The 24,708-nt window shown below is 73.1% G+C and carries 24 protein-coding genes; 8 read left to right on the forward strand and 16 right to left on the reverse strand.

Going from position 1 to position 24,708, the window contains the following annotated elements:
- The first annotated feature begins 113 nt into the window (after positions 1-113).
- Entirely contained in the window at positions 114-884 is a 771-nt protein-coding gene (locus Q0963_RS12380) for an SDR family oxidoreductase (RefSeq protein WP_299446260.1), read from the forward strand.
- Here the strand turns inward: Q0963_RS12380 and Q0963_RS12385 are convergent.
- Entirely contained in the window at positions 865-1,773 is a 909-nt protein-coding gene (locus Q0963_RS12385) for a phosphoribosylaminoimidazolesuccinocarboxamide synthase (RefSeq protein ID WP_299446262.1), read from the reverse strand. The two genes, Q0963_RS12380 and Q0963_RS12385, sit on opposite strands and share 20 nt — an antisense overlap.
- A gap of 26 nt (positions 1,774-1,799) precedes the next feature.
- Positions 1,800-2,255: a redox-sensitive transcriptional activator SoxR gene (gene soxR / locus Q0963_RS12390; RefSeq protein ID WP_299446264.1), complete on the reverse strand. Its 456-nt coding sequence runs from the start codon at positions 2,253-2,255 to the stop codon at positions 1,800-1,802.
- A 56-nt stretch (positions 2,256-2,311) separates the two neighbouring features.
- Between soxR and Q0963_RS12395 the strand changes: the two genes are divergently transcribed.
- Both Q0963_RS12395 and Q0963_RS12400 read left to right on the forward strand, forming a co-directional pair.
- A complete protein-coding gene (locus Q0963_RS12395) occupies positions 2,312-3,748 on the forward strand; it encodes an MFS transporter (RefSeq protein WP_299446266.1) in 1,437 nt (478 codons plus the stop codon).
- Positions 3,749-3,757: 9 nt separating this feature from the next.
- A complete protein-coding gene (locus Q0963_RS12400; RefSeq protein ID WP_299446268.1) occupies positions 3,758-4,678 on the forward strand; it encodes an LLM class F420-dependent oxidoreductase in 921 nt (306 codons plus the stop codon).
- Between the two features lie 9 nt (positions 4,679-4,687).
- Here the strand turns inward: Q0963_RS12400 and purD are convergent, their stop codons facing one another.
- Positions 4,688-5,974, reverse strand: coding sequence for a phosphoribosylamine--glycine ligase (gene purD / locus Q0963_RS12405; RefSeq protein ID WP_299446270.1), 1,287 nt, complete (start codon positions 5,972-5,974; stop codon positions 4,688-4,690).
- Positions 5,975-6,225: 251 nt separating this feature from the next.
- Here purD and Q0963_RS12410 point away from each other — a divergent pair, with 251 nt between their 5' ends.
- A complete protein-coding gene (locus tag Q0963_RS12410; protein ID WP_299446271.1) occupies positions 6,226-7,182 on the forward strand; it encodes a glycine betaine ABC transporter substrate-binding protein in 957 nt (318 codons plus the stop codon).
- Positions 7,183-7,255: 73 nt separating this feature from the next.
- Here the strand turns inward: Q0963_RS12410 and Q0963_RS12415 are convergent, their stop codons facing one another.
- The 3 genes from Q0963_RS12415 to Q0963_RS12425 form a co-directional block, all read right to left on the reverse strand.
- Positions 7,256-8,119, reverse strand: a complete 864-nt coding sequence (locus Q0963_RS12415) for an ABC transporter permease (protein WP_299446272.1) — start codon at positions 8,117-8,119, stop codon at positions 7,256-7,258.
- The gene (locus Q0963_RS12420; protein WP_299446273.1) at positions 8,116-9,282 is read right to left on the reverse strand and encodes an ABC transporter ATP-binding protein; all 1,167 of its coding nucleotides are present in this window, start codon (positions 9,280-9,282) and stop codon (positions 8,116-8,118) included. Before Q0963_RS12420 ends, Q0963_RS12415 begins: the two co-directional genes overlap by 4 nt.
- A gap of 89 nt (positions 9,283-9,371) precedes the next feature.
- Positions 9,372-10,031: an ABC transporter permease gene (locus Q0963_RS12425; RefSeq protein ID WP_299446275.1), complete on the reverse strand. Its 660-nt coding sequence runs from the start codon at positions 10,029-10,031 to the stop codon at positions 9,372-9,374.
- Positions 10,032-10,225: 194 nt separating this feature from the next.
- Here Q0963_RS12425 and Q0963_RS12430 point away from each other — a divergent pair, with 194 nt between their 5' ends.
- Positions 10,226-12,442, forward strand: a complete 2,217-nt coding sequence (locus Q0963_RS12430; protein ID WP_299446277.1) for a UvrD-helicase domain-containing protein — start codon at positions 10,226-10,228, stop codon at positions 12,440-12,442.
- On the opposite strand, the gene Q0963_RS12435 is transcribed toward Q0963_RS12430, so the two are convergent.
- The 4 genes from Q0963_RS12435 to fbaA all read right to left on the reverse strand — a co-directional run bounded on the left by Q0963_RS12435 (position 12,439) and on the right by fbaA (position 16,438).
- Positions 12,439-13,740: an adenylosuccinate synthase gene (locus tag Q0963_RS12435; protein ID WP_299446279.1), complete on the reverse strand. Its 1,302-nt coding sequence runs from the start codon at positions 13,738-13,740 to the stop codon at positions 12,439-12,441. The two genes, Q0963_RS12430 and Q0963_RS12435, sit on opposite strands and share 4 nt — an antisense overlap.
- A 137-nt stretch (positions 13,741-13,877) precedes the next feature.
- On the reverse strand, positions 13,878-14,657 hold the full coding sequence (locus Q0963_RS12440; RefSeq protein WP_299446281.1) for a DUF6879 family protein: 780 nt from the start codon (positions 14,655-14,657) through the stop codon (positions 13,878-13,880).
- A gap of 231 nt (positions 14,658-14,888) precedes the next feature.
- On the reverse strand, positions 14,889-15,296 hold the full coding sequence (locus tag Q0963_RS12445) for a DUF3151 domain-containing protein (protein WP_299446283.1): 408 nt from the start codon (positions 15,294-15,296) through the stop codon (positions 14,889-14,891).
- Positions 15,297-15,406: 110 nt separating this feature from the next.
- A complete protein-coding gene (fbaA, locus tag Q0963_RS12450; protein WP_299446285.1) occupies positions 15,407-16,438 on the reverse strand; it encodes a class II fructose-bisphosphate aldolase in 1,032 nt (343 codons plus the stop codon).
- Positions 16,439-16,858: 420 nt separating this feature from the next.
- Between fbaA and Q0963_RS12455 the strand changes: the two genes are divergently transcribed.
- Positions 16,859-18,142 carry an acyltransferase gene (locus Q0963_RS12455; protein ID WP_299446287.1) on the forward strand — a complete coding sequence of 428 codons (1,284 nt, stop codon included), beginning with the start codon at positions 16,859-16,861 and terminating at the stop codon, positions 18,140-18,142.
- Here Q0963_RS12455 and Q0963_RS12460 read toward each other — a convergent pair.
- Positions 18,120-18,779 (reverse strand): TrmH family RNA methyltransferase, encoded by a 660-nt coding sequence (locus tag Q0963_RS12460; protein WP_299446289.1) that lies wholly within the window; start codon positions 18,777-18,779, stop codon positions 18,120-18,122. The genes Q0963_RS12455 and Q0963_RS12460 overlap by 23 nt on opposite strands.
- Before the next feature lie 72 nt (positions 18,780-18,851).
- Here Q0963_RS12460 and Q0963_RS12465 point away from each other — a divergent pair, with 72 nt between their 5' ends.
- Together Q0963_RS12465 and Q0963_RS12470 are read left to right on the forward strand one after the other, a co-directional pair.
- Positions 18,852-19,550, forward strand: coding sequence for a VTT domain-containing protein (locus Q0963_RS12465; protein WP_367180065.1), 699 nt, complete (start codon positions 18,852-18,854; stop codon positions 19,548-19,550).
- Positions 19,551-19,660: 110 nt separating this feature from the next.
- A complete protein-coding gene (locus Q0963_RS12470; protein WP_299446291.1) occupies positions 19,661-20,413 on the forward strand; it encodes an SDR family NAD(P)-dependent oxidoreductase in 753 nt (250 codons plus the stop codon).
- A 7-nt stretch (positions 20,414-20,420) separates the two neighbouring features.
- On the opposite strand, the gene Q0963_RS12475 is transcribed toward Q0963_RS12470, so the two are convergent.
- The 5 genes from Q0963_RS12475 to Q0963_RS12495 form a co-directional block, all read right to left on the reverse strand.
- Entirely contained in the window at positions 20,421-21,050 is a 630-nt protein-coding gene (locus tag Q0963_RS12475) for a response regulator transcription factor (RefSeq protein WP_299446293.1), read from the reverse strand.
- The gene (locus Q0963_RS12480; protein ID WP_299446295.1) at positions 21,047-22,261 is read right to left on the reverse strand and encodes a sensor histidine kinase; all 1,215 of its coding nucleotides are present in this window, start codon (positions 22,259-22,261) and stop codon (positions 21,047-21,049) included. Before Q0963_RS12480 ends, Q0963_RS12475 begins: the two co-directional genes overlap by 4 nt.
- A gap of 23 nt (positions 22,262-22,284) precedes the next feature.
- A complete protein-coding gene (locus Q0963_RS12485) occupies positions 22,285-23,082 on the reverse strand; it encodes an ABC transporter permease (RefSeq protein ID WP_299446297.1) in 798 nt (265 codons plus the stop codon).
- Positions 23,079-23,948: an ABC transporter ATP-binding protein gene (locus tag Q0963_RS12490; RefSeq protein ID WP_299446299.1), complete on the reverse strand. Its 870-nt coding sequence runs from the start codon at positions 23,946-23,948 to the stop codon at positions 23,079-23,081. Before Q0963_RS12490 ends, Q0963_RS12485 begins: the two co-directional genes overlap by 4 nt.
- Positions 23,949-24,024: 76 nt before the next feature.
- Positions 24,025-24,615 (reverse strand): LemA family protein, encoded by a 591-nt coding sequence (locus Q0963_RS12495; protein WP_299446301.1) that lies wholly within the window; start codon positions 24,613-24,615, stop codon positions 24,025-24,027.
- Positions 24,616-24,708: the final 93 nt, after the last annotated feature.

Below are 24,708 nucleotides of genomic sequence, written 5' to 3' on the forward strand. Positions count from 1 at the left end.
GGACTGCCGACCTCAGGCTACCGGCGCGACGGTGGCCCTCCGTCCCTCGCAGTGGCACCCTGGACCGACCGGGCCCGGTGCCGGCCGGGCCCCGAGGACTGCGAGGAGGAACGATGCGGGTCGTCGTCCTGGGCGGAGCCGGCGAGATGGGTGCCCGGGTGGCCTCGCTGCTCGAGGCCTCGGGCGACGACGTCGTCCGGGCGTCCCGCTCGAGCGGGGTCGACGTCACGACCGGGGCCGGGCTCGACGAGGCCCTCGCCGGCGCCGACGTCGTCGTCGACTGCGTCAACCGGATGACGATGTCGCGGGCCCGGTCGGTCGGGTTCTTCGGAAGCGCGGCGCGACGCGTGGCTGCAGCGGCGGCCACGGCGGGCGTCGGCCATCTCGTGGTCCTGTCGATCGTCAACGTCACCGACCCGGCGGTCCGCCGGGCTGCCGGCTACTACGCCGGCAAGGCCGCCCAGGAGGCCACCTACGTCGCGGCCGACGTGCCGGTCACGGTCGTGCGCACGACGGCCTGGTTCACGCTGGCCGAGACGTTCCTCGGGCAGCTGCGGGCGGGGCCCCTGGCCGTGGTGCCCCGCATCGGGCTCCAGCCCGTGCACCCCGACGCCGCGGCGGGGCTGCTCGCGGAGGTCGTGCGGTCGGGGCCGCCGACGGGTCCGGCGTCGCGGGACGGCGTGGCGACCCGCGAGCTGGCCGGACCCGAGCGGACCGACGCCGTGGCCATGGCCCGTGCGGTGGCGCAGGCCCGCCACCCGGGGGTGCGGGTCGTCGGCGTCCCGGCCCCGACCGCGGGACTCCGCACCGGCCTCCTGCCCGGGCCGGAGGTGCCCCTCGACGGGCGCCGGTTCGCGGACTGGCTCACAGACTCCGGCCGGTGAGCCGCTCGTAGGCCTCGACGTACTTGGCGCGGGTGCGCTCGAGCACCTCCTCGGGCAGCGGGGGCGGCGCGGCTCCGGAGGCCTTGTCCCAGCCGCTCGCGGGCGACAGCAGCCACTCGCGGACGAACTCCTTGTCGAAGCTCGGCTGGGGGTGCCCGGGCTCCCACTGGTCGGCCGGCCAGAAGCGTGACGAGTCCGGCGTCAGCACCTCGTCGGCGAGGACCAGCTCGCCCCCCTCGACCCCGAACTCCACCTTGGTGTCGGCGATGAGGATGCCGCGCTGGGCGCCGATCTCGTTGCCGCGGGAAAGGATCCGCGTCGTCAGGTCACGAGCGCGCGCTGCGAGACGCGCCCCGACGAGCGCCTCGACGGCGCCGTACGACATCGGCTCGTCGTGCTCGCCCTGGGGCGCCTTGGTCGACGGCGTGAAGATGGGCTCGGGGAAGCGTGAGCCGTCGACGAGCCCCTCGGGGAGGCGGATCCCGCTGACGTGCCCGTCCGCGCGGTACTCCCGCAGGCCGCCGCCGGTGAGGTAGGCCCGCGCGACGCACTCGACGGGCAGCATCTCGAGGCGCCGGACGAGCACGGCCCGCCCCTGCACCGCGTCGGGCACCTCGGTGGAGACGACGTGGTTGGGCACGATGTCGGCGAGCTGGTCGAACCACCACAGGGACATCTGGGTCAGGACCCGGCCCTTGTCGGGCACCGGGGTCTCGAGCACGAAGTCGAAGGCCGAGATGCGGTCGGACGCGACGAGCAGCAGCTGGTCCGGGCGCGCGGTGCCGGTGGCCGCGTCGACCGGGGCGTAGAGGTCGCGGACCTTCCCCGAGTAGACGTGCGCGTAGCCGGGCAGCTCGAGCGGGGCGGGGGTCGCGGGGGCATCGGCCATGCGGGGGATTCTTCCAGCCCGCGGGGTCACTCGCCGCGGGCGGCCGCCGGCCAGCGCCGCGGCCCCGGCCCCTCGGCGGCGAGCTCGTCGTCGTGGTTGTACACCGGGCAGGCCCGCAGCGAGAGGCACCCGCACCCGATGCACGACGACAGCCCGTCGCGGACCCGCGTCATCGCCTCGATCCGCGCGGTCAGCGCGTCGTGCCAGCGGGAGGACATCCGAGCCCAGTCGCGCTTGGTCGGCGGATGGTCGAGGGGCAGCGTCGAGAGCGCGTCGCCGATCTCGGCCAGCGTCAGCCCGAACCGCTGACCCGCCCGGATGACGGCGATCCGGCGCAGCACGTGGCGCTCGAACCGGCGCTGGTTGCCGGCCGTGCGGACCGACGTGACGAGGCCCCGCTCCTCGTAGAAGCGCACCGTGGGCACGCTGACGCCGGAGCGGGCTGCCACCTCGCCGATGGCAAGCAGGTCGTGCCGGTCCACGGCGCCAGGATATTCCTTCTTGACCTCAAGCGCACCTGAGGTATGAGGATCCTCGGGTGACGACGACAAACCCCACCGCCCCCCCGCTCAGCCCACCTCGCGACCGCCTCCTCGACCGCCGGCACCTGCCCGTCGTCGTCGGCGTCATCGCGCTCGTGACCCTCACGGCCTTCGAGAACCGCGCCGTGCAGACGATCCTCCCGGTCATCGTCCGGGACCTCGACGGCTGGACCCTCTTCGGCGCCGCGACCGGCGCCACGCTCGTGACGTTCACGGTCGCCACGGCCTGGGCGGGCGGCTGGACCGACCGGCTGGGGCCGCGTCCCGTGCTCCTCGGGGGGCTGGGGCTGTTCGCGCTCGCCCAGGTCGTCTCGGCGCTGGCGCCCACGATGGGCGTCTTCGTCGCCGGGCGGGCGGTCTCGGGGGCCGCGGAGGCGCTCGTCGACACCACGCTCATGGTCCTGGTCGCCCAGGCGCTGCCCGAGTCCCTGCGCGCCAAGGTGTTCGCCTCCTTCGCGGCCGCGTGGATCCTCCCGTCCCTGCTCGGGCCGGGCGTCGCCGGAGGGATCGAGGCCGTCGCCGGCTGGCGGTTCGTGTTCATCGGCCCGCTCCTCGTCGCACTCCCCGCCGTCCTCCTGCTCCGGCCGGCCCTGCGCGCCGGCGGCCGCGCCGCCGGGACACCGCCGGGCGTGGACCCGCGGGCCCGCGGCCGACTGGCCGCCTCGGTGCTGCTCGCCGCCGGGCTCGCCGTGACGACGTTCTCGGCGCCGCTCTTGGCCACGCCGGCGTCCCGGGCCGTCGGCCTCGCCGCGGTGCTCGGCGGGGCCGGGGTGGTGCTCCTCGCCGCCGTGCGGGCCCTCCCCGCCGGCACCCTGCGGCTCGCGCCGGGGGTGCCTGCGGTCGTCGGGCTCCGGCTCCTCACCTCCGCGGCGTTCACGGGGGTCGGCGCCGTCCTCCCGCTCATGCTCGTGACGACGCACCGGGTGTCGCCCGCAGTCGCCGGGATCTCGCTGTCGGTCACCGGCGTCATGTGGGCCGCCGGGTCGTGGGCCAACAGCATCGACCGGGTGCAGGACCGGGTCGGCGCGGCCGTGCGCACCCGGGTCGGCGGCCTCCTCATCGCGGCCGGCGCGATGGGTCCGCTGCTCCTGGCCCTCGACGTGGTCCCGATCGCCGTCGGCCTGGCCGGGTGGGCGGCGTCCGCGACGGGGATGGGCATCCTGTCGCCCACCCTCTCCACCGAGCTCCTGGCCGCAGCGCCGGTCGCCGAGCGGGGGCGGGCCAGCGCCGCCCAGGGGCTCGCGGTGTCCACCGGGGTCGCGCTCCAGACCGGGCTCATCGGCGCGGTCGTCGCCTGGTTCGGGCCGGCGATGGACGGGCCCCGGTTCGCCGCGCTCATGGCAGTGGGAGTGGTGGTTGCTCTCACCGTGGCCGCCGGGGGTGGCAGGGTCGGCCGGCTGACGAGTGCTGACGCGGGGGCCCTGGTTCCGTAGCGTGGGGCCATGGACCTCCGGATCTTCACCGAGCCTCAGCAGGGCGCCACCTACGACGATCTCCTCGCCGTCGCCCGGGCAGCGGAGGACCTCGGGTTCGACGCCTTCTTCCGGTCCGACCACTACCTCCACATGGGCGACGGGGACGGGCGGCCGGGGCCGACGGACGCCTGGACGACCCTCGCCGGGCTGGCTCGGGACACCACCCGGATCCGGCTGGGCACGCTCGTCTCGTCGGCGACCTTCCGCCTGCCCGGCCCGCTGGCCGTGGCCGTCGCGCAGGTCGACCAGATGAGCGGTGGACGGGTCGAGCTGGGTCTGGGCGCCGGCTGGTTCGAGGCCGAGCACACGGCCTACGGCATCCCCTTCCCGCCCCTGAAGGAGCGCTTCGACCGGCTCGAGGAGCAGCTGGCGGTCATCACCGGGCTGTGGTCGGCCTCGCCCGGCTCCGGCTACGAGCACGACGGCTCGCACTACCCGGTCTGCGACTCCCCCGCCCTGGCCAAGCCCGTGCAGGACGGCGGCGTCCCGATCATCGTCGGCGGCGCCGGGAAGCGGCGGACCCCCTCGCTCGCGGCCCGCTACGCCGCGGAGTTCAACGTGCCGTTCTCGTCGCCCGACGACACGGCGCGCTTGTTCGCGCGGGTCGACGAGGTCTGCGAGGAGCACGGCCGCGACCCGCTGAGCCTCGTGCACTCGGCGGCCCAGGTCGTGTGCGTCGGCCGGGACGACGCGGCGGTCCGGCGCCGGGCCGGCGCCATCGGGCGTGACGCCGCAGAGCTGCGCGCGAACGGCGTGGCCGGCAGCACCGCCGAGGCGTGCGACCGGGTCGGGCGGCTGGCCGAGGCCGGCGCGAGCCGGCTGTACCTCCAGGTGCTCGACCTCGCGGACCTCGACCACCTCGCGGACATCCGGGCGGCCCTGGTCTGAGCGGCGGCGTCAGCCCGGGACGGTGACCTCGCCGCGCTCGGCCCGCTCGGCGATGTCGCTGCGGTGGTGGGCGCCGGGCAGCTCGATCGCCCCGACGGCCGCGTAGGCCTTCCGGCGGGCCTGGGCCAGGCTCGCCCCCCGCCCGACCACCGACAGCACCCGGCCACCGGCGGACACGAGCAGGCCGTTCTCGCCGATGACCGTCCCGGCATGCAGGACGTACGCGTCCGGCGCACCCGGGACGTCCTCGACACCGCTGACGACGTCCCCCGTCCTCGGGGTGCCGGGGTAGTCGGCGGCGGCCACGACGACCGTCACCGAGTGGTCGGCGGACCACCGCAGCGGCGCGACGTCGCCGAGATGCCCGGTGGCCGCCGCAAGGAGCAGCCCGCCGAGGGGGGTGAGGAGGCGGTCGAGGACGACCTGGGTCTCGGGGTCCCCGAAGCGGACGTTGAACTCGATGACCCGCGGCCCGCGGGAGGTCAGGGCCAGACCGACGTACAGGACGCCGGTGAACGGCGTGCCGCGGTGCGCCATCTCGTCGACGACCGGCTGCGCGACGCGCGCCACGACGTCGTCGACGAGCCCGGGCGGCGCCCAGTCGAGCGGACAGTAGGCACCCATTCCCCCGGTGTTCGGGCCGGAGTCGCCGTCTCCCACCCGCTTGAAGTCCTGGGCCGGGCTGAGCGGCACGACCATCTCGCCGTCGCAGAGACAGAAGAGCGAGACCTCGGGCCCGTCGAGGAACTCCTCGACGACGACCCGGCCGTCCGGCTTGGCGAGGCAGGCACGGGCATGGTCCAGCGCGGCCGTGCGGTCGTCGGTGACGACGACGCCCTTGCCGGCCGCGAGCCCGTCGTCCTTGACGACGTACGGCGCCCCGAGCGCATCGAGGGCGTCCTCGACCTCGCCGGCCGTCGTGCACACGTGCGCCAGACCGGTCGGGACCCCCGCGACCGACATGACCTCCTTCGCGAAGGCCTTGCTCCCCTCCAGCCGCGCCGCCGCGGCCGAGGGCCCGAAGCACGCGATGCCGGCGTTGCAGACGGCGTCGGCGACCCCGGCGACGAGCGGCACCTCCGGACCGACCACGACGAGGTCCACTTCGTGCCGGCGCGCGACGTCGAGGATCGCCTCCGCGTCGCTCACGCCCCCTGCCAGCGGCTCGCACAGCGCGACGGCGGCGATCCCGGGGTTCCCCGGGGCCGCGACGACCGCGTCGACCGTGGGGTCGAGGGAGAGGGAGCGGACGAGGGCGTGCTCACGGGCGCCGGACCCGATGACGAGGACCTTCACGCCGCTCAGCCTAGGGGAGCGAAGGGTGGCGTCCACTGTTCGGGACGGTTGATCAATATTCGAGACCTGGGCGCGACGCCGGTCACGATTCCGTCACGAGGACAGCCCGGAATCGGGCTGCACCCACTTCCTGGTCGAGGGTGGGGGTAGCTCCCCGCGCGCCGGCGACCGTCGGTGACGGGGGCGTCAGGCACGACACGAACCGACACCGCACGCACGCGCTCGACTCCCGATGACACGAAGGTGACCCCATGAAGACCCCCAGGACCTACTCCCTCGCCGCGGCTGCGCTCGTGGCCGGGCTCACGCTCGCTGCCTGCGGCAGTGACGACGCCGGCAGCGGCGGCGGCGGCGACGACGGCGGCGGGCAGGCCCTCGACGGCGTCAGCATCACCGTCGGCTCGAAGGACTTCACCGAGAACATCCTGCTCGGCGAGATGCTCGCGCAGGCGATGGCGAACGAGGGGGCCGACGTCACCAACAAGACGAACCTCGGCGGGACGTCGGTGAACCGACAGGCGCTGCTCAGCGGCGACATCAACGTCTACCCCGAGTACAACGGCACGGGCTGGACCGTGCACCTCGGCCAGGAGGACCCGAGCCAGGACGGCGAGGAGCTGCTCAAGGTCACCGCCGAGAAGGACCTCGCGGACAACAAGATCGCCTGGGTCGGGCGCTCCCCGTTCAACGACACCTACGGCTTCGCCGCCTTCGGCGACCTCGCCAAGGAGCAGGGCGGCTTCGACTTCCAGTCGATGGCCGACTACCTCGAGGCGAACCCGGACGCCAAGCTCTGTCTCGAGACGGAGTTCCCCGACCGTCCCGACGGGCTCGTGCTCTTCGAGAACGCCACCGGCTACGAGGTGCCGCAGAGCCAGATCAACATCCTGGACACCGGCCTCATCTACACCGAGACCGCCAAGGGCGCCTGCCAGTTCGGGGAGGTCTTCACCACCGACGGCCGCATCACCGCGCTGAACCTCGAGCTCGTCGAGGACCCGGGCGTCATGATCCTCTACAACGTCTCCTTCACCTTCCAGGACGAGGTCTACCAGCAGCACGCCCAGGTCTACGACGACCTCGCGGCGGAGATCCTCGCGCCGCTCGACGAGGCCAAGATGGCCGAGCTCAACGCGAAGGTCGACGTCGACGACGACTCGCCCGAGAAGGTCGCCGAGGACTACCTCACCGAGATCGGCGTCCTCTGAACGCACACTCCGCACCACGAGGAACGGCGGCGGTCCCGGACGGGGCCGCCGCCGTTGCGTGTGTGGGGCGAGCTCAGACGCCCTTTGGCCGCAGGTACGTCTCGGCCAGGGCCCCCAGCCAGTCGAAGGTGAGCGCGACGATCGCCACGATCGACGCCCCGATGACGAGCACCGCGTCCTGCTGCAGCTTCAGCCCGACGGCGATGGTCACGCCGAGCCCGCCACCACCGATGAGGTAGGCGAGCGTGGCCATCCCGATGTTGAGGATCATCGCGACCCGGACCCCCGCGAGGATGACCGGGACCGCGAGCGGCAGCTCGATGCGGGTCAGCACCTGCCAGCGCGTCATCCCCATCCCGCGGCCGGCCTCGATGACGCTGCGCTCGACGGCGTCGAGCCCCACCATCGTGTTCCGCAGCACCGGCAGGAGGGCGTACAGGACGAGCGCCACGACGACCGTCCGGAGCCCCTGGCCGAGCATCGACAGGAAGAGAATGAGCAGGCCGTAGGCCGGCAGGGCCTGGCCGGAGTTGGCCACCGCCACGATCGTCGGCCCGAACCGGCGCAGGGGCGGGCGGGTCAGCGCGATGCCGAGCGGGATCGCGACGACGACGACGAGCACCGTGGACCAGAACGCGATCGTCAGGTGCTCCACCGTCTGCGGCCACAGCTTGGTGCCCCACGCGAGCGGCGAGGCGATCTGCACCTTGGACTCGGCCAGGTTGAGGCTCTGGTAGTACCAGAACACGAGCCCGGCCAGGCCGAGGATCCCCAGCGGGGCGGTCTTGAGCCCGAGGTGCTTGCGCCGGGCGCGGGTGAGCCACCCCGGCTCGTGCGGGGCCTCCAGGTCGGGCGGCAGCGACCCCTCGGGCTCGCGGCCGTCGGTCGTCGTGCCGTGGTCGCCCAGGCGCGCCTGGGCGGGGGTCAGCTGGCTCACGCCATCGCCTCGAGACGTTCGTAGTGCTCGCGGGCCTCGCGCCGAGCCTGCCGGATGACTCGGTTGAGGTAGGTGAGGCGGACGACCCCGTGGTAGGACCCGTCCTCCCGGACCACGCACGCGACGGCGGCGGAGCTGACGAGCATCTGTTCGAGGGCCTGGAACAGCGTGGCCCCCAGGCTGACCTTCGCGAGCACCTCGGTGCCCGACTCGGCCGTGACCGGGCCGCCCGCCTCGAGCTCGTCGACCGGGACCCAGCGCAACGGTCGGTGCGACGCGTCGAGCAGCAGCACCCAGTCGGCGTGGGCGGCGCGGGCGAGGGCGAGCCCCTCGGCCGCGGTGCTGTCGACCGTCATCGTCGGGTACGGGTCGAGCTCGACGTTGTCGTCGACGATCTCGAAGTGCAGCCCCTTGAGGGTCGAGCCGCTGCCGATGAAGTCGCGGACGAAGTCGTCGACGGGGAAGGCGAGGATCCGCTCGGGGGTGTCGATCTGCCGGATGTGGCTCTGCTCGCCGAGGATCGCGATGCGGTCGCCCATCTTGATCGCCTCGTCGATGTCGTGGGTGACGAAGACGATCGTCTTGCGCAGGGTCTCCTGGACGCGCAGGAACTCGTTCTGGAGCCGGTCCCGGGTGATCGGGTCGATGGCCCCGAACGGCTCGTCCATGAGCATGATCTCGGGGTCGGCCCCCAGCGCCCTGGCGACGCCGACGCGCTGCGCCTGCCCGCCCGAGAGCTCGCTGGGGTAGCGGCCGCGGTAGACCTCCGGGTCGAGGCCGACCACGGAGAGGAGCTCGTCGACGCGCTCGGCGATCCGCGCCTTGTCCCACTTCAGCATCTTCGGGACCGTCGCGATGTTCTGGGCGATCGTCTGGTGCGGGAAGAGACCGATCTGCTGGATGACGTAGCCGATCCGGCGCCGGAGGTGGTCGGGATCGACGGTCGTGACGTCCTCCTCGTCGAGGAAGATGCGCCCGCCGGTCGGCTCGATCATCCGGTTGATGAGGCGCAGCGTCGTGCTCTTGCCGCAGCCGGAGGGCCCGACGAGGACCAGGATCTCACCCTCGGGCACCTCGAGGGTGAGGCTGTCGACGGCGGGCGCCTTGCTCCCCAGGTACTTCTTCTGGACGTGGTCGAGTCTGATCTTCGCGTCCTGGCTCATGAGGCCTTCTCTCGTTCCGGTCCGGTCGGGGGCCTGTGGTCGGTGTGGGTCTGGTGCGGTGCGAGCGCGCCGGGCGACGGCGCCGACGGCTACATGCGCAGTCCCTTCGAGGTCGTCACGCGCTGGAACCCCGCCAGGGCGGCATCCAGGACCAGGCCGAGCAGGACGGTGAACGCCGTCCCCGTCCACACCGACTCGAGGCTGTTCGGCAGGCCCAGCCGGGTGAGCCCGCTCTGGATGTACGTCCCGAGCCCGTCGCCACCGACGAGGACGGCGATGGCCGCGATGCCGACGGTGATGAGGGTGGAGATCCGGATCCCGGCCATGATGATCGGCCAGGCCAGGGGCAGGCGGATCCGCGCCAGCTGGCGAAGGGTGCCCATGCCCATGCCCTTGGCGGACTCGACGACTGCCGGTGGCACCGAGTCCAGGCCCGTCACCGTGTTCCGCAGGATGGGGAGGATCGCGTAGAGGAACAGCGCGTACATCGCCGGCTCGTTGCCGGTGCCGACGATCGGGATGAAGAGCGCGAACAGGGCGAGCGAGGGGATCGTGAGGAAGATGCCGCTGACACTGAGGGCGAAGGCCCTCAGGGCGGGCCGCCGCTGGACGAAGACGCCGAGCAGCACCGAGAAGACGGTCGCCACGACGATGACCGTCAGGGTGATCTTCGCGTGCGCCCAGGTCGCCTCGAGGATGTCGTCGGGGCGGCTCGCGATGTAGTCGAACCAGCTGATGATGCCGTCCACGTGGTCATCCCTTGTGCTGTCGAGGACCGACCACACCGTGCGCGTCCGCGCGGCCGGGGGGTTCCCTGTCTATCAGACGGCCCCCGGGCGCGTCTCCCGTCGGCGAAGGTCGGCGGGCGTCCCGGCCGCCGAGAGCCTCGGTCTAGACTGGTCCGTTCCGTGACCTGCGCCGTGCAGCGAGGAGATCGCACTTCGTGACCACCCACCATCCGGCCCAGCCCGAGGCGTCCCCCGACGTCGCGGGCGAGGTCGCCATCGAGCAGGCCCACGTCGACCGGGTCTACCGCGAGCTCGAGAAGGCCGCCGTCCGCGCCCGCGACGTCGAGGCCGACGGGCTCGCCCGGGGCCGCACCGACCGCACCGGCGATGTCCGCGACGAGGAGATGACCGGGCTGTTCGAGCGCGACGCCCTCGTCTTCGCCGCGGCGAAACGGCGCGCCATGATCGACACCCAGTACGAGGGCCTCGTCTTCGGGAGGCTGGACCTCGGCACCGAGGAGTCCACCGCGGACGAGCGCGAGGTCCGCCACATCGGCCGGCTCGGGGTGCGCGACGACGAGTACGAGCCCCTCGTCGTCGACTGGCGCGCGCCGGCGGCGGCGGCCTTCTACCGGGCGACACCGGTCGACCCGATGGGCGTCGTCCGGCGCCGGGTGCTCCGGTGCCGGGGCCCTAGGGTCATCGGCGTCGAGGACGACCTCATGGTCCCCGTGGCGCCAGACGACCTCGTCGTCGTCGGCGACGGTGCGCTGATGGCCGCCCTCACCCGCAGCCGGGGCAGCCGGATGCGCGACATCGTGGCGACGATCCAGGTCCACCAGGACGAGGCGATCCGGGCTCCCGCCCGTGGCGTCACCGAGATCACCGGCGGGCCGGGCACCGGCAAGACCGTCGTCGCGCTGCACCGGGCCGCGTACCTGCTGTACTCCGAGCGCCGGCGCTTCGAGCACGGCGGCATCCTCGTCATCGGGCCGTCGTCGGCCTACACCGCCTACATCGAGCGGGTGCTGCCGAGCCTCGGCGAGGAGTCGGTGGCACTGCGGGCCCTCGGCGACGTCGTCGACGGGATGACGGCGCTGCGGCCCGACAGCCCCGAGGTGGCCGCCATCAAGGGGTCGCTGCGCATCCGCCGGCTGCTGTCGCGGGTCGCCGCCCGCCCGCCCGAGGACGCCCCGCAGCTGTTCCGGGCGTTCGTGGCCGGGCACGCCGTGCGCCTCGACGCCGAAGCGCTCCGCCGGGTGCGGGCCGAGGTCCTCCGCGGCCACCAGCACAACCTCGCCACCGATGCCGCCCGCTCGGCCCTCGCCGAGGCCGCGTGGCGCTCGGTGCGCCAGGGCGAGCGCGCCGACTTCCTCGACGCCTTCGACGCCTCCCGTGACGTCGACGAGTTCATGACGACGTGGTGGCGCCAGCTCGACCCTCGTGAGCTGCTGCTCACCCTCACCGACACCGACCACGTGTACGCGATCTCCCGTGGGGTCCTCGACCACGAGGAGGGCGCGGCCCTCGCGTGGTCCTACCGCGAGACGCTCGAGACCGGCGAGTGGAGCGTCTCCGACGTCGCCCTCGTCGACGACCTGCTCGCCCGGCTCGGGCCGGTGCAGGACCCGGAGCGGGAGGAGGCCGGCTTCTACGACATCGAGGAGCTCGACGACCTCACGACGTACGGGGTCACCGACGTGCGCGCCGGGGTGGGGCCCGGGGCCCGCACGAACCGCCCGTCGGGGGCCGTCATCGCCCCAGCGGACGCCCGCGCCCGGCTGATGTACGGCCGCATCGACCGCGCCTCCGGGTACGCCCACGTGCTCGTCGACGAGGCGCAGGACCTGTCCCCGATGCAGTGGCGGATGGTGGCGCGTCGCGGCCGGTCAGCGTCGTGGACGGTCGTCGGCGACGCCGCGCAGGCGTCGTGGTCCGACCTGGCCGAGGCCACCCGGGCCCGCGAGGAGGCCTTCGCGGCGCTCGACCGCCGGGCGTTCCACATGGACACCAACTACCGCAACGCCCGCGAGATCTTCGACCACGCGCGCGACGTCATCCTCCCGCTCGTGCCCGACGCCGACATCCCGGAGGCCGTGCGCGAGACGGGGGTGCATCCCGTGGACCGGGTCGTCGAGGGCTCGCTCGTCGGGGCCGCCTCGGACGCCGTCGAGCAGCTGCTCGGGGAGGTCGACGGCTCGATCGCCGTCATCACCCCGCGCCGGTGGGAGGACCGCCTCGCGGCGCTCGACGGCGGGGGCGAGGGCCGGGTCCAGGTCATCGACCCGCTGTCGACCAAGGGCCTGGAGTGGGACGCGACGGTGGTCGTCGACCCCGACACCATCGCCGAGGAGTCACCGGGCGGGGTCCGGGTGCTCTACGTCGTGCTCACCCGGGCCGCCCACCGGATGCACGTGCTGCGCCCCGGCTAGTCCAGGAGGGGGTGGCGCGCGATGATCTCGTGCCGGCCGGGGCCGACGCCGATCGCCGACACCCGGGCGCCGATGAGCTCCTCGACGCGCAGCACGTAACGCTGCGCCGCGACGGGCAGCTCCTCGAAGGTGCGGCAACCGGAGATGTCCTCCTGCCAGCCGTCGAGCATCTCGTAGACCGGCTTCGCGTGGTGGAAGTCGGTCTGCGACACCGGCATCTCCTCGTGCCGGACCCCGTCGACGTCGTAGGCGACGCACACCGGGAGCGTCTCGAACCCGGTGAGGACGTCGAGCTTGGTGATGACGAAGTCGGTGACGCCGTTGATCCGGGTCGCGTACCGCCCGACGACGGTGTCCATCCAGCCGCACCGCCGGGGACGCCCGGTGGTCGTGCCGAACTCGGCGCCGGTCGTGCGCAGGGTCTCGCCGTCGGCGTCGTCGAGCTCGGTCGGGAACGGGCCCTCGCCGACGCGCGTCGTGTACGCCTTGAGCACCGCGATGACCCGCGACACCCGCGTCGGGGGGATGCCCGACCCGGTGCACGCGCCGCCCGCCGTGGCCGAGGACGAGGTGACGAACGGGTACGTCCCGTGGTCGACGTCGAGCAGGGTCGCCTGGCCCGCCTCAAGGAGGACGTTGGAGCCGGCGTCGAGCGCTTTCTCGAGGACGAGGGTGGTGTCGGCGACCATGGGCCGCAGCCGCTCGGCGTACCCGAGCAGCTCCTCGACGACCAGGTCGACGTCGACGTCGCGGGTGTTGTAGATCTTCACGAGGACCTGGTTCTTGAAGCCCAGCGCCGCCTCGACCTTCTGGCGCAGGATGCCCTCGTCGAAGAGGTCCTGGATGCGGATGCCGACGCGGTTCATCTTGTCGGCGTACGTCGGGCCGATGCCGCGCCCGGTCGTGCCGATCTTGCGCTTGCCGAGGAACCGCTCGGTGACCTTGTCGAGCGTCCGGTTGTAGGGCGCGATGACGTGGGCGCTGGCCGACACGAGCAGCTTGGAGGTGTCGACGCCGCGGGCCTCCAGCCCGTCGAGCTCCTGGAACAGCACCTCGAGGTCGACGACGACCCCGTTGCCGATGACCGGGGTCACCGTCGGGGTGAGGATGCCCGACGGCAGCAGGTGCAGCGCGTACTTCTCGCGGCGGCCGTCCTCGCCGGCGATGACGACGGTGTGCCCCGCGTTGTTGCCGCCGTTGAACTTCACGACGTAGTCGACGTCGGTGCCCATGAGGTCGGTGGCCTTGCCCTTGCCCTCGTCGCCCCACTGGGCGCCGACCAGCACGATCGCCGGCATTCCGGCTCCTTCCGTTCCGCGAACACCGGGACGGCCGTGCCCCGGCGCGAAGAAGGCCCCGCGGAACGCGCCGGGGCCTCGACCGCCTCAGCCTACCGCGCGACCGCCCACCCGCTCCGGTCCGCCCGCCACGGCGGTCAGCGCGGCCGGCCGGCCAGGACCCAGCCCAGCTGGAAGCGGGTGTCGACCCCGTTGACGGACATGAGCCGGGCCACGCGCCGCCGGACGGTGCGCAGGCTGACCCCGAGATGCCGCGCGATGGCCTCGTCCTTGAGCCCCAGCTCGAGGAGCTCGACGAGATGGGGGTCGCTGCTGCCGTCGTTCTCGACGGTCGGCGCCGGCACTCCGTGCTTCCACGCGAGGTCGAAGTACGCCGTGTACAGGCGGATCACGAGCGGGTCGCGCAGGACGACGTACCCCTGCGACAGGTCGTCCCACCCGGCGAGGGCGACGACCGCGGTGTCGCCGAAGACGGCGAACTCGGTGCCGGTGGCCGGCAGGATGCGCTGGTCCTCGCCGGCCTCCGCCCAGACCGACAGCCAGCGTTGGCCCCGCTGCGTCGTGAGGATGTCGGCCGGGTAGACGGCGCGCTGCACGTCGCCGCGATCGATGCGGGCCCGGTTGGCCCGCACCGTCGTCTCGTCGAGCGCCGGTCCGTCGTCGATGGTGAGCACGAAGTTGCGGACCATGCCGGTGCTCTCGGTGAGCAGCTGGTTGACGACGCTCGGCGCGACGACACGTGAGACCGGCTCGCTCGACGGCGTCCAGGCTCCGAGTGACCTGTCGGCCACCCGGGTGATGAGCGCGCGGACGTCCTCGAGCTCGCGGCGGCGGTCCTCGAGCCGGTCGCGCTCGTGGCGCAGATGCTCCTCGAGCGCGAGGAACACGCCGTCGTCACCGGTGTCGAGCGTCGTCACGACCGACCGTCCTTCCCGCAGGGTTGGCTATTTGCTGCCATTGGCAGGTAAGTGTCGCATGTCTGCGGCCGAACGGGGCACAGTGGAAGAGCACAGCCGGGGCTGCAGGGGACCGTCGGGTGGGCGTTTCTTGGCGAGAGGGAAGCGCCACCGATCCCGGTGGTCTGCCTTGGCTGTAGGGAGGCCCGGGCGGACATCCGCTCGGGCCTCTCGCTCGCGCCGACCCGGCTCTCACAGGCCCAGTTCGCGGGCACCCGTCGCGCTGGAGGCCCGCAGGAACTCGGCGCAGCGGTGCCGCTCGTCCTCCTCGCCGATGGCCCCGGCCGCCCGCGACAGCGCGGCGAGCGCCCGCAGGAAGCCTCGGTTCGGCTCGTGCTCCCACGGCACCGGGCCCTGCCCACGCCACCCGCTGCGCCGCAGCGCGTCCAGCCCCCGGTGGTACCCGGTCCGGGCGTAGGCGTACGCCTCGACCGGGCGGTCGTCGGCCAGCGCGTCCTCGGCGAGCACGGCCCACGCCAGCGACGACGTCGGCTGGGCCGCCGCGACCTGGTCGGGGGCGACCCCGTCCGCGAGCGGGCGGGCGGAGGGGTCCTTGGGCAGGTGGGTCGGCGGGATGCCGAGCAGGTCGCTGGTACTCATGGGCCCACGCTAGACCCCGGAGCCGGTGGCCGGGGGACGCGCACACGCCGCGCACCGGGGAGGTGCGCGGCGTGCGTGCTCGGCGCCGGCTGCCGCCGGCCAGGATGGGCTCAGGCCTGGTGCGTGCCGGCCGAGCGGAGGTTCTCGCAGGCCTCGACGACGCGCTGGGCCATGCCGGCCTCGGCGACCTTGCCCCAGGCGCGCGGGTCGTACTGCTTCTTGTTGCCGACCTCGCCGTCGATCTTGAGGACGCCCGCGTAGTTCTCGAGCATGTAGCCGGCCACCGGGCGGGTGAAGGCGTACTGGGTGTCGGTGTCGACGTTCATCTTCACGACGCCGTAGTCGACCGCGTCCGCGATCTCCTGGGGCAGTGACCCCGAGCCGCCGTGGAAGACGAGATGGAACGGCTTGGCGTCCGCGGCGAGCCCGAGCTCACCGGCGGCGGCCTCCTGGGCCGCCTTGAGCACCTCGGGGCGCAGCTTGACGTTGCCCGGCTTGTAGACGCCGTGCACGTTCCCGAAGGTCAGGGCCGTCATGTAGTAGCCCTTCTCGCCCCCGCCCAGCGCCTTGACCGTGGCGACCGCGTCCTCGGGGGTGGAGTAGAGCTTCTCGTTGATCTCGTTCTCGACGCCGTCCTCCTCGCCGCCGACGACACCGACCTCGATCTCGAGGATGACGTTGGCCTCGCGGCACTGCGCGAGCAGCTGCTCGGCGATCCGCAGGTTCTCCTCGAGCGGGGTGGCCGAGCCGTCCCACATGTGCGACTGGAAGATCGGCAGGCCGCCGGCCTTGACCCGCTCGGCGGAGGCGGCCAGGAGCGGGCGGACGAAGGTGTCCAGCTTGTCCTTGGGGCAGTGGTCGGTGTGCAGCGCGATGTTGACCGGGTAGTTCTTGGCGACCTCCTCGGCGTACGCCGCGAGGGCCTTGGCCCCGGTGACCATGTCCTTGATGGTCGAGCCGGACGCGTACTCTCCGCCGCCGGTGGAGACCTGGATGATGCCGTCCGAGCCCGCGTCCGCGAAGCCGCGGATCGCGGCCGTCACGGTCTGGCTGGACGTGATGTTGATGGCCGGGTAGGCGAACGAGCCGTTCTTGGCCCGGTCGAGCATGTCGGCGTAGACCTCGGGCGTTGCGATGGGCACGGAGTCCTCCTGGGTGACGTGGGATGTGCCGTTCGTCACCGATCCTTCCACGCCACCCGGTGTGGCGTCCCTGCTCGTCCACGAGGCGGAGCGCGGACACGCGAACGGGGTGGCGTCGGCCGACGCCACCCCGTCATTCGACTCTCCAGGCCCCCTGCAGAACCGGGAGAATCGTTGTGCCTGCGGGGACTTGACGCCCGCGCAACCCCTCCCCGCCCCTCCGTCACCGGGGGAGCGGGATGTGTCGAGTATTCACGGAAACCGTGGGCGCGGCTAGCCCCAATGTGCGATGACAACGGTGTCACGGCGTGTCGTGGGGCGTTTCCGTGATGGATGTGACGTATGGGCTTCGGACGGCGTACCGGGGACCTGGGTAGCGGTGCTCAGGCGGCGCGGCCGGCCCGCCGCGACCCTGGTCCCATGCGCACCCTGACACCCGCCGCCGTGGCCGCGGCCACCCCCACGACGCGCCACCGGGTCGTCGACCTGCTCCGGGTCGGCGCCCTCGCCGTCGTCGTCCTCGGGCATTGGCTCGTCGCGGCCGTCACGGTGCGGGACGGAGTGCTCGACGGTGGCGCCGTCCTGGACCGGGCGGCATGGACCCACCCGCTGACCTGGGTCTTCCAGGTCATGCCGGTGTTCTTCCTCGTCGGGGGCTATGCGAACGCGCTGTCGTGGCGGCGGGCCCGCAGCGACGGCGGCGACTGGCCGGGGTGGCTCCGCTCCCGGCTGCGGCGCCTGCTGGGGCCGGTCGTGCCCCTGCTCCTGTTCTGGACGGCGCTCGTCCTCGTCGCCGACGCCGCGGGGATGGACCGGGGCTCGCTGCGGCTCGCGTCCCAGGTCGCCCTCGTGCCGACGTGGTTCCTCGCGGCCTACGTCGTCGTCTGCGCGCTCGCTCCGCTGACCCTGCGGCTGTGGGAACGCTACGGCTGGGCGAGCGTCGTGGCCGGGCTGGTGCTCGGCGGGGTGGTCGACCTCGTCAGCCTGACGGTCGGGCCGTGGTGGGTGGGCTTCGCCAACTACGTCGTCGTGTGGTGCACCGTGCACCAGCTCGGGTACGCGTGGCTGGACGGCCGGCTCGCCGGGCGACCACGACGCCTCCTCATGGCGGGCGTGGGGGCGGCCGGGCTCGTCGCGCTCGTGGCGCTCGGCCCCTACCCGGTGTCGATGATCGGACTCGACGGCGCCGCCGTGAACAACTCCTACCCGACGCGGGTGACGCTGGCGTTCCTCGGGCTGCTCCAGGCCGGGCTGGTGCTCGCCCTCGAGCCGGCGCTGTCGCGGTGGATGGCGCGGGACCGCCCGTGGGCCGCGGTCGTGGTCCTCGGCGCCCGGATGATGAGCGTCTACCTCTGGCACCTCACGGTCATGGTGCTCGTCATCGGGCTCTCGCTCCTCTCCGGGGGTTTCGGCCTGGGCCCCGAGCCGCTGTCCGCGCCCTGGTGGGCCACCCGGCCCCTGTGGTGGCTCGTGCTCGGGATCGCGACCGCCGGGGTCGTCGCCGTCGTCGGCCGCTTCGAGCACGTCCGTCGACGGCCCGGGCCAATCCCGGCGTGGCGGCCGGTGGTGGCGACGGCGCTCGGCTGCGGCGGGCTCGGCGTCATGGCCGGGCAGGGGATCGTCGACGCCGCCGGCGTCAGCTGGTGGTGGCCCCTGCTCCCCGTGGCCGCCGCCGCCCTCGTCAGCGGCCGTCGGTCCCGCTGACCCGGGCGTCCTGACCGAAGGCGTGGCGCCGCACCCACGCGTGCATCGCGATGGCGGCGGCCGCGCCCGCGTTCATCGACCGGGTCGACCCGAACTGGGTGATGTGGAGGACGACGTCGCACGCCTCCTGCATCGCCACGGTGAGCCCGGCCCCCTCCTGCCCGAAGACGAGGACGCACTCGCGGGGCAGGTCGTAGGTCTCGAGGGTCTCGGAGCCGGGCACGTTGTCGATGCCCACGACGGGCAGTGCCCCACCCCCGGGCCCGGCTGCGGCGGCCCACGCGGCGAAGTCCGCGGCGGAGCCGTGGTGGTGCTCGTGCTGGTAGCGGTCGGTGACCATCGCCCCTCGCCGGTTCCAGCGCCGACGCCCGACGATGTGGAAGGCCGCCGCGTTCATCGCGTTCGCCGTGCGCACCACCGAGCCGATGTTGAAGTCGTGCCCCCAGTTCTCGACGGCGACGTGGAAGGGGTGCCGGTGCTCGTCGAGATCGGCGACGACCGCCTCCATCCGCCAGTACCGGTACCGGTCGACGACGTTGCGCCGGTCGCCGTCCCGCAACAGCTCGGGGTCCCAGTGCTCGCCGTCGGGCCACGGGCCCGGCCAGGGCCCGACCCCGACCTCGCGCTCGTCGTCCACGGGACGCGAGCCTAGGGCGGCCGCACGGCCCGCCGATACCGGACGGACGGCCCGCGCCCGTACCCTGGTCGGGTGATACACGCCCTCGGTCCGAACTGGATGGACCCGCAGTTCCTCTTCGACACCTACGGCACGGCCTTCTTCTGGCTGTCCCTGGCCATCGTGTTCGTCGAGTGCGGGCTCTTCTTCCCGATCCTGCCGGGGGACTCCCTGCTGTTCGCGATCGGCATCTTCATCGCCAGCGGCCAGCTCCAGGTGAACCTCGCGGCGGCGATGGCGGCACTGTTCGTCGCGGGCTTCGCCGGCAACGTCGTCGGGTACGAGATCGGCCGCGGCGTGGGCGCCCCCCTGCGTGAACGGGACGGCCGGATCGTCAAACGCGAGTACTTCGAGAAGACCGAGGCCTTCTTCGAGCGCTACGGCGCCCGGGCCCTCGTGCTCGGCCGGTTCGTCCCCATCGTGCGGACCTACATCACCGTCGTCGCGGGGATCGGGCGGATGGGCCGGCAGCACTTCTACACCTGGTCCGCCGTGGGAGCGGCCCTCTGGGTCGGCATCATCATGACCGCCGGCTACTTCCTCGGCGCCGTCCCGGTGGTCCGCGACAACCTCGAGGCCGCGATCCTCCTCATCGTCCTGCTGTCGGTCGTGCCGATGGTCGTCGAGTACCTGCGGCACCGGCGCGACGCGACGATGTCGCACGAGGAGGTCGTCGAGGAGTCGACCGAGGTCGTCGACGAGGTCGAGCACCGCCACCCCCACTCCCAGTGACCCGGCCCGCCCCTGCCGTGTGACGGAGCAGACTCCGCCGTGGCCGGTCGTCGGGGGGAGACTGGAAGGGGACGGGCTCGTCCCCCCTCTCGCCGACCAGAGGAGCGACCATGAACAGACTCCAGGACCGGACCGCGCTCGTGACGGGGGCGGCGAGCGGCATCGGCAGAGCCATCGCCCTCCGGTTCGCCCAGGAGGGCGCCCGGGTCGTGGTCACCGACGTCGACGACGAGGGCGGGCGCGAGACGGTCGAGCGGGTCGAGGCCGCGGGCGGCCAGGCCGTGTTCGTCCACCACGACGTCGTCAGCGAGGCCGGCTGGGATCTCGCCTGCGACACCGCCCGCGAGCGCTTCGGCGGCCTCGACATCCTCGTCAACAACGCGGGGATGGGCGACCTGGCCACCATCGAGGACACCACGCTCGCGGCGTGGGAGCACACGGTGGCCGTCGACCAGACCGGCGTGTTCCTCGGCATGCGCACCGCGGCGCCCCTGCTCAAGGCGTCCGGCAACGGCTCGGTCGTCAACATCAGCTCGATCTTCGGGACCAGCGGAGGCTTCGGCAGCTCCCCGGCCTACCACGCCGCCAAGGGCGCGGTCCGCACGCTGACGAAGAACGTCGCCCTGCACTGGGCCACCGAGGGGGTGCGGGTCAACTCGATCCACCCGGGCTTCATCGACACCCCGATCCTGGACCAGGCGCGCGGCACCCCGTTCGAGGACGCGATGATCGCGATGACCCCGATGGCGCGGCTCGGCCGGCCCGAGGAGGTCGCCGCGGCCGCCGCCTACCTCGCGAGCGACGACGCGTCGTTCGTCACGGGTGCCGAGATGTACGTCGACGGCGGCTTCATCGCCCGGTGACCCCGGCTCAGCCGCCGAGGTCGATCAGTCCCCGGCGGTAGGCCTCGGCGACCGCCGCGGTGCGGTCCTGGACCCCGAGCTTGGCGAAGGCCCGGACGAGGTGGGTCTTGACCGTCGCCTCGCCGATGAACAGCGCCCGCGCGACCTCCGGGTTCGACATCCCGCGGGCGACGAGAGCGAGGATCTCGACCTCCCGGCCGGTCAGCTCGGGCGTGGCCGGTGCGCGCAGCCGGTCGGCGAGCCGCGCCGCGACCGGTGGCGCGAGCACGGTCTCGCCCCGCGCGGCGCGGCGGATCGCATCGGTCAGCAGGGCGGTCGGCGCGTCCTTGAGCAGGTAGCCGCGGGCCCCGGCCTCCACGGCGCGGACGATGTCGGCGTCGGTGTCGTAGGTCGTGAGGACGAGGACCTGTGGCGCCTCGGGCTCGGACCGGATCCGGGCGGTGGCCTCGGCGCCGTCCATGACCGGCATCCGCAGGTCCATGAGCACGACGTCGGGGGCGAGCCGGGGCACGAGCGCCACCGCCTCCGCGCCGTTGGCGGCCTCCCCGACGACCTCGAGGTCGTCCTCCTCGCCGAGGACCGCCACCATCCCGGCGCGCACGACGGGGTGGTCGTCGACGACGAGCAGCCGGATCACCGCGGGACCTCGAGGCGCAGCGTCGTTCCCGCCCCGGGGGCGCTGACCACGCCGACGCCGCCACCCACCTCGGCCGCCCGGGCCCGCACCCCGTCGAGTCCGAAGCCCGACCCGTCCGCCGCCGGGTCGAAGCCCCGCCCGTCGTCGGTGACGGTGAGCACCACCCGGTCGGGCTCGTACGCGAGATCGAGCGCGACCTGGGCGGCCGCGGCGTGCCGGCGCACGTTCGAGAGCGCCTCCTGCGCGGTCCGGAGCAGCACCACCTCGGCGACACCGCCGAGCGGAGCGGGCTCGCCCTGCACCGAGACCTCCGCGTGCAGGCCTGCCTCGCTGCTCACGGCCGCCCCGAGCCGCTGCATCGCCTCGACGAGCGTGCGCGACTGGAGGTGGCCGGGGGTCAGCTCGGCGACGATGAGCCGGGCCTCGGCGAGGTTGTCGACGGCAGTCCGCTCGATGAGGGACAGCCGCTCGCGGGCGGTGTCGGTGTCTCCGCGCGCCAGCGCGGACTCGGCGGCCCGCGACAGCGCGACGACGGAGGTGAAACCCTGCGCGAGGGTGTCGTGGATCTCGCGGGACATCCGCTCCCGCTCCACCTGGACGCCCCGGTCGCGCTCGACCGCCGCCAGCGCCGCCTGGGTGGACCGGAGCTCGTCGATGGTCCGCGCCCGGGTGTCGGCCTCCGAGGCGATGCGGCTGATGAACAGCCCGAGCGCCAGCGACACCGCGAGCGAGATGAGCGACGACACGGCGATCGGCCCGATGGCCTCGGACGAGAAGTCGCTCTGGACGAAGCGCAGGCCCCCGAAGGCGGTGAGGGTCACCAGGGTCCCGATCACCGCGGAGCGCACCCGGAGCATCGCCCACAGCTGCGGGTACATCGCGAAGAAGAGCATCCAGGACTCGGTGTCCGGGTCGACCCACTGGACGCCGAGCAGGGCGCTCCAGGCGAGGAGGTGGTAGACGAGGCCGGCTCGGGGCTCGTGCCGCAGCCCACGCGCGCCCCAGACGACGTAGGCGAGCGCGATGACGCCGAGCAGCGCCACACTCGGCCAGCGCCCGAACGTCCCCGGCGGTTCCACCAGCGTGACGACAACGGCTGCCGCCCAGACCACCGCGAACACCCCGTGCCAGAACGGCTCCTGGTGCCGCCACATGGCGTCGAGCTCGCGGCTCGACGAGCCGGGCTCGGCGCGCTCGTCGACACCGGTCACGGGCACATCCTCCCGCGGTGCGGTCACACCGTGCCGCGCTTGTACCAGCGGAACGTCGTCACGCACAGGACGAGACCTCCGACCGCCCAGGCCGCGAGGACGAGGAGGACCCGGTCGGACTCCCACACCCCGGCCATCTCGAGGGCCGCCATGTCGTCGGGGTAGAACACCGCGCGCATCCCCTGGGCGATCCACTTGAGCGGGAAGAGCGCAGCGACCTGCTGCAGCCAGCCGGGCACGCTGTCCCAGCCGATGTAGACACCGGAGATGAACTGGAGCACGAGCATCGGACCGATGACGACAGCACCGATGGAGCGGGCGGTCGACAGCGACGAGTACGCGATACCGAGCACGGTGCCCCCGACGAGGCCGAGGCCGAACACGGCGGCGAGCAGGAGCCACCGCCGGCCCTCCGTCGGCATCGGGACGTCGTAGAGGGCCCAGGCGAGGACGAGCAGCAGGGCGAGCTGGAGGATGGCGCTGACCGCCACGAGCCCGACCTTGCCGAGGAAGTACGACGTCGCCGGCATCGGAGTCGCCCGGAGCCGCTTGAGCGTGCCGTCGTCGCGCTCGGTGGCCACCGACAGGGCCATCGTCTGGAAGCTCGTGAGCAGAACGCCGGCGGCGATCATCCCCGGCAGGAAGTAGCGGCCCGCGGTCATCGTGCCGTCGCCGTCGGCGAACTGCCCCGAGAAGATGACCGAGAACAGCGAGAGCAGGAGGACCGGGAAGAGGAAGCTGAAGAAGACCGCCTCCTTCTCGCGGGAGTACATGCGCAGCTCGACGGCGGTGCGGTCGAGCCCGATGGCGAGGGTGTTCATGCCAGGACCTCCTCGGTCGCGTCGCTCACGTGCGGGGCGATGAGCCCGAGATAGGTGTCCTCGAGCGACGGGCGGGTGACGGTGAGCTCGGGCACCTCGCCGGGGAACCGTGCCGCCAGCCGGGCGACCTCCGCCGTCGGCTCGGCGGTCCGGACGGTGTGGCGCACCCCGCCCTCCTCCCACGACACCGTCGCCTCCTGCGACTGGCGCCCGCCGAGCGCCGCCGGGGTGTCGAGGGCGAGCAGCCGGCCGGCGGCGATGACGCCGACGCGGTCGGCGAGGTGCTCGGCCTCGTCGAGGTAGTGGGTCGTGAGGAGGATCGTCGTCCCGCCGCCCGCCAGGCCGCGGATGAGGTCCCAGAAGTCGCGGCGGGCCTGCGGGTCGAAGCCCGTCGTCGGCTCGTCGAGGAAGAGCAGCTCGGGTCGGCCGACGATGCCGAGCGCCACGTCGAGCCGCCGGCGCTGGCCACCGGAGAGCCCGGAGATCCGCGCATCGGCCTTCTCGGTCAGACCGGTCGCCACGATGACCTCCTCGACGTCCCGTGGCGTGCTGTACGCCCGGGACGTGCTGCGCAGGATCTCGCGCGGGGTCAGCAGGTCCAGCCCGCCGGTCGACTGCAGGACGATGCCGATCCGGTCCCGCCACGCCCGCGGAGCCCGGTGCGGGTCCGTCCCGAGGACCGACACCTCGCCGGCGTCGCGGGTCCGGAAGCCCTCGAGGATCTCGACGACCGTCGTCTTGCCGGCGCCGTTGGGGCCGAGGAAGGCGAACACCTCGCCCTCGTGCACGTCGAGGTCGAGGTCGTCGACCGCCCGGTGCGTCCCGTACGTCTTCGTGAGGCCGCGGATGCGGATGGCTGTGGTCATGCCTCCAGCGTGCCGCGACGGGCCGCGACGCGCGACGCCCGAGCGGTGGATCCGTCGTCCACCGACCGGTGGACGCTCAGGCCCCGGGGGGCGGGGGGACGTCGCGCCCGCCGAAGTCGACCCGCGGGGCCTCACGCTCCTCGCCCTCGGCCTCGAAGTACTCGGCCCGCTTGATCCCGAACATCCCGGCGACGATGTTCGACGGCACGGTCTCGACCCGGGTGTTGAGGTCGCGCACCGTCGCGTTGTAGTAGCGCCGGGCCGAGGCGATGCGGTCCTCGGTGGAGGTCAGCTCGGCCTGCAGGGCGAGGAAGTTCTCGTTCGCCTTGAGGTCGGGGTAGGCCTCGGCGATGGCGAGGAGCCGGCCGAGCGCCTGGCTGAGAAAGTTCTCGCTCTCGGCCTGCTGCGCGGGGGACTGGCCGGGCGCCATCGCCTTCGCCCGGGCCGAGACGACCTCCTCGAGGGTGCCCCGCTCGTGCGCCGCGTAGCCCTTGACGGTCTCGACGAGGTTGCCGATGAGGTCGTGCCGCCTGGTGAGCTCGACGTCGATCTGGCGCCACGCCTCCTCGACGAGGTTCCGGAGCTTGACCAGGCCGTTGTAGATGCCGATCGCCCATCCGACGAGCGCGACGAGAAGGACGATGATGACGATCGTGGCGATGAGCACGGGGCCTCCTGAGCCGACGGCGACACGGCGATCCTAGGACTCGCAACCATGGCGCACGTCACATCGACTCCGCTAGGTTGACGCAGGACCAAC

This window comes from uncultured Phycicoccus sp. (assembly GCF_947495705.1).
In the GTDB taxonomy this organism is placed as follows: domain Bacteria; phylum Actinomycetota; class Actinomycetes; order Actinomycetales; family Dermatophilaceae; genus Phycicoccus.

What these genes read in the sequence shown, in the direction of transcription:
- Q0963_RS12455 (WP_299446287.1), top strand. Translation starts at nt 16,859, where the DNA reads ATGCGCACCCTGACACCCGCCGCCGTGGCCGCGGCCACCCCCACGACG.
- Q0963_RS12420 (WP_299446273.1), bottom strand. Translation starts at nt 9,282, where the DNA reads ATGAGCCAGGACGCGAAGATCAGACTCGACCACGTCCAGAAGAAGTAC.
- Q0963_RS12435 (WP_299446279.1), bottom strand. Translation starts at nt 13,740, where the DNA reads ATGCCGGCGATCGTGCTGGTCGGCGCCCAGTGGGGCGACGAGGGCAAG.
- Q0963_RS12385 (WP_299446262.1), bottom strand. Translation starts at nt 1,773, where the DNA reads ATGGCCGATGCCCCCGCGACCCCCGCCCCGCTCGAGCTGCCCGGCTAC.
- Q0963_RS12490 (WP_299446299.1), bottom strand. Translation starts at nt 23,948, where the DNA reads ATGACCACAGCCATCCGCATCCGCGGCCTCACGAAGACGTACGGGACG.
- Q0963_RS12470 (WP_299446291.1), top strand. Translation starts at nt 19,661, where the DNA reads ATGAACAGACTCCAGGACCGGACCGCGCTCGTGACGGGGGCGGCGAGC.
- Q0963_RS12485 (WP_299446297.1), bottom strand. Translation starts at nt 23,082, where the DNA reads ATGAACACCCTCGCCATCGGGCTCGACCGCACCGCCGTCGAGCTGCGC.
- Q0963_RS12445 (WP_299446283.1), bottom strand. Translation starts at nt 15,296, where the DNA reads ATGAGTACCAGCGACCTGCTCGGCATCCCGCCGACCCACCTGCCCAAG.
- Q0963_RS12400 (WP_299446268.1), top strand. Translation starts at nt 3,758, where the DNA reads ATGGACCTCCGGATCTTCACCGAGCCTCAGCAGGGCGCCACCTACGAC.
- Q0963_RS12410 (WP_299446271.1), top strand. Translation starts at nt 6,226, where the DNA reads ATGAAGACCCCCAGGACCTACTCCCTCGCCGCGGCTGCGCTCGTGGCC.
- Q0963_RS12380 (WP_299446260.1), top strand. Translation starts at nt 114, where the DNA reads ATGCGGGTCGTCGTCCTGGGCGGAGCCGGCGAGATGGGTGCCCGGGTG.